The organism is Kitasatospora sp. NPDC057518 (genome assembly GCF_042802075.1).
Classification (GTDB): Bacteria; Actinomycetota; Actinomycetes; order Streptomycetales; family Streptomycetaceae; genus Kitasatospora.
In genome coordinates, this window is record NZ_JBHVEU010000659.1 from 1 (window position 1) to 3,313 (window position 3,313).

The window sequence follows — 3,313 nt, forward strand, 5'->3', positions numbered from 1 at the left end:
GCACCGCGCAGCCCGGCGGGCCGACGGCGCAGCCGCCTGGGCCGCTGGCCGGCCCGCCGGTCCAGGCGTCGCGCCCCGCCAAGGAGCCGAAGCAGCCGGGCCTGTGGCTGGAGGCGTTCATGGACGGCATCAAGGGGACCGGGCCGAGCCCGTCCGGACCTGCGGGCGCCGGGCGCGCCACGGACGCCGAACAGACCGGTGCCGGACGAACGGACGCCGGGCAGACGGACGCCGGGCAGTCGGGTGCCGGACGCACCAGCGCCGCACACACCAGTGAAGAGACGGCAGGGAAAGGCGAGCAGTGATTCCGCACCGCAGCAACATGGACTGGATCCTCAACGACCTCGCGCACAGCGTCCCGTGCGTGCGCCACGTCATCGTGCTGTCCGCCGACGGCCTGCGGATCGCCCAGTACGGCACCGACCCGGACACCGCCGACCGCCTCGCCGCCGCCTGTGCCGGGCTGCAGAGCCTGGCCGGCGCGATCGGCCACGAGTTCCCGCACGGCGACGGCTCGATGCGGCTGGTGGTGATCGAGGTGGACGGCGGCTACTTCTACCTGATGGCCGCCGGTGACCGCGCCTACCTCGCGGTGCTCGCCGACGAGGGCGTGGACGCCGGGCTGGTGAGCCACCAGATGCGCGACCTGGTCGCCCGGATCGGCGAGCACCTGTCCACGCCGCCGCGCAACCCCGAGGCGGTCGCGTGAACCGCCACCCGTCCCGCCCTGCCGCGCCGAGCTCCGGCGGCGGGACGGGCACATGAACGAGCACAGTGAGGCGGTGGCATGACGGCCGCGCAGGGCGGCTGGGACGGCCCCGAGCCCGACCGGCTGTACGTCATCACCCGGGGCCGCAGCGGCCCCTCGGGGCCGGGGGTCTTCGACCTGGTCACCCTGATCGTCTCCCGCGCGGAGCCGACCCCCGCCCACCAGCCGGAGCACGCCGCGATCCTGCGGCTGTGCCGCTCCCCGCTCTCGGTCGCGGAGGTCTCCGCCTACCTGGAGCTCCCCGTCAGCGTGGTCATCGTGCTGCTGGCGGACCTGCTCGACGACGGGCTGATCGAGGCCCGCAGCGCCGCCGTGCCCGCGGCGGAACTCCCCGACCGTGCCCTGTTGGAGGCGGTGATCCATGGACTTCAGCGGCTCTGACACGGTGGTCGGGCCGGCCGGGGCGGACCTGCTGCCGGACTCCGTCACCACGGCGGTCAAGGTGGTGGTGGTCGGCGGCTTCGGCGTCGGCAAGACGACGCTGGTCAGCGCGGTCAGCGAGATCCGCCCGCTGACCACCGAGGAGACCATGACCCAGGCCGGGGTCGGGGTGGACGACCCGACCGGCGTCGAGCAGAAGACCTCCACCACCGTCGCCATGGACTTCGGCCGGATCAGCATCAGCGACCGGCTCGTGCTGTACGTCTTCGGCACCCCCGGCCAGGAGCGGTTCTGGTTCCTCTGGAACGGCCTGTTCGAGGGCGCCCTGGGCGCGGTGGTCCTGGTGGACACCCGGCGGCTGGAGGTCAGCTTCGAGGTGATCGGGCGGCTGGAGGAGCGCGGTGTGCCCTTCGTGGTGGCCGTCAACAGCTTCCCGGAGGCCCCGGCCGTTCCGCTCGACGAGCTGCGGAGCGCGCTGGACCTGCCGTCCGAGGTGCCGATCGTCAGCTGCGACGCGCGCAGCCGGGAGTCCAGCCGGGACACCCTGATGACCCTGATGCACTACCTGTACGAGCTGGCCGTCCCGGCCACCGGCTGAGCAGGCACCCATGCCCGCTCGCCGGCCACCCACCGTCCGCCCGAGCCCGTCCGCTCGTCACCGAACCCCACCCGCGACCGGAGACCCCGTGACCACCCCGATCCCCGAACCCGCCGGCCCCGAATCCGTCGGCTCCGCGCCGGCCACCGCCCCGCCGCCCGGCTGCCCGGCCCACGCGGGCGGCGGCATCGCCCCGACCGGCCCCGGCGGCCTGCGCCGCCTGTACGGCCCGGAGGCCGAGGCCGACCCGACGGTCCTGTACGACAAGCTGCGCGCCGAGCACGGCGAGGTCGCCCCGGTGCTACTGCACGGCGACCACCCGGCCTGGCTGGTGCTCGGCCACGGCACCAACATCACCGTGATGCGCACCCCCACGCTGTTCTCCCGGGACTCGCGCCTGTGGAACGCCTTCCGCAACAACGAGGTCCCGCCCGACTCCCCGCTGCTGCCGGTGGTCGCCTGGCAGCCGATCTGCGTGTTCGCCGACGGCGACGAGCACCGCCGGCTGCGCGGGGCCCTGCTGGACGGCCTGAACGGCTTCGACCGGCGCGGCATCCGCCGCCACGTCCGCCGCTTCACCACCGACCTGGTCCAGGTGGTCGGGCCGACCGGCCAGGCCGAGCTGATCTCCCAGTTCGCCGAGCACCTGCCCATGCTGGTGATGACCAAGCTGCTCGGCATGCCGGACGAGTACGGGCCGCAGCTGGTGACCGCCGCCCGGGACCTGATGAAGGGCACCGAGACGGCGATCGCCAGCAACGAGTACGTGGTCGCCGGTCTGCGCCGGACCATCGCCCTCAAGCGCGAGCACCCCGGCGACGACCTGACCAGCCGTCTGCTGGCGCACCCGGCCGGGCTGACCGAGGACGAGGTGATGGAGCACCTGCGGGTGGTGCTGCTCGCCGCGAACGAGACCACCGTCAACCTGATCGCCGACTCGCTGAAGATGGTGCTCACCGACCCGCGCTTCCGCGCCCACCTCTCCGGCGGCCAGATGACCCTGGGCGAGGCGCTGGACCAGGTGCTCTGGGACTCCCCGCCGATGTCCCTGGTGGCCGGCCGCTGGGCGACCGCCGACACCGAGCTGGGCGGCCAGCAGATCCGGGCCGGGGACCTGCTGCTGCTCGGGCTCGCGGCGGCCAACGTCGACCCGGTGGTCCGCCCCGACCTGGCGGCCCCGCTGTACGGCAACCGCTCCCACCTGTCCTTCGGCGCCGGGCCGCACGAGTGCCCCGGCCAGGACATCGGGCGGCACGTCGCCGAGGCCGGGATCGACATCCTGCTCACCCTGCTGCCGGACGTCCGGCTCGCGGTGCCCGAGGAGGAGCTGGTCTGGAGCTCGGCCTGGATCTCCCGGCACCTGACGGCGCTGCCGGTGGAGTTCACCGCCCGCGACATCGAGCCGGACCCGCTCTCGGTGGCGGAGGCGGAGCTGGCGGAGGCCGACGCGAAGGCGGAGGCGGAGGCAGGGGTGGAGACAGGGGCCGAACAGGCGAAGGCGGCGCCGGAACAGGGCGTCCCGGCGGCCCCGACGATCCCGGCGCAGCGCCGCGGCTGGTGGGACG

The 3,313-nt window shown here is 74.3% G+C and carries 4 protein-coding genes and 1 pseudogene; all 5 read left to right on the top strand.

Annotated elements, in window-relative coordinates; genetic code table 11:
* A pseudogene (locus ACFU7Z_RS37920) lies at positions 1-305 on the top strand (hypothetical protein); the annotation flags it as partial.
* Between the two features lie 17 nt (positions 306-322).
* On the top strand, positions 323-709 hold the full coding sequence (locus ACFU7Z_RS37925) for a roadblock/LC7 domain-containing protein (protein ID WP_181970384.1): 387 nt from the start codon (positions 323-325) through the stop codon (positions 707-709).
* Between the two features lie 78 nt (positions 710-787).
* On the top strand, positions 788-1,150 hold the full coding sequence (locus ACFU7Z_RS37930) for a DUF742 domain-containing protein (protein WP_380670015.1): 363 nt from the start codon (positions 788-790) through the stop codon (positions 1,148-1,150).
* Positions 1,131-1,748 carry an ATP/GTP-binding protein gene (locus tag ACFU7Z_RS37935; RefSeq protein ID WP_375877289.1) on the top strand — a complete coding sequence of 206 codons (618 nt, stop codon included), beginning with the start codon at positions 1,131-1,133 and terminating at the stop codon, positions 1,746-1,748. Before ACFU7Z_RS37930 ends, ACFU7Z_RS37935 begins: the two co-directional genes overlap by 20 nt.
* 88 nt (positions 1,749-1,836) lie before the next feature.
* Positions 1,837-3,313 (top strand): cytochrome P450 (locus ACFU7Z_RS37940; protein WP_380782654.1); only part of this gene is annotated, 1,477 nt, incomplete at its 3' end.

Coding starts and splice junctions, on each gene's coding strand:
- ACFU7Z_RS37925 (WP_181970384.1), top strand. CDS start 323: ATGGACTGGATCCTCAACGACCTCGCGCACAGCGTCCCGTGCGTGCGC.
- ACFU7Z_RS37930 (WP_380670015.1), top strand. CDS start 788: ATGACGGCCGCGCAGGGCGGCTGGGACGGCCCCGAGCCCGACCGGCTG.
- ACFU7Z_RS37935 (WP_375877289.1), top strand. CDS start 1,131: ATGGACTTCAGCGGCTCTGACACGGTGGTCGGGCCGGCCGGGGCGGAC.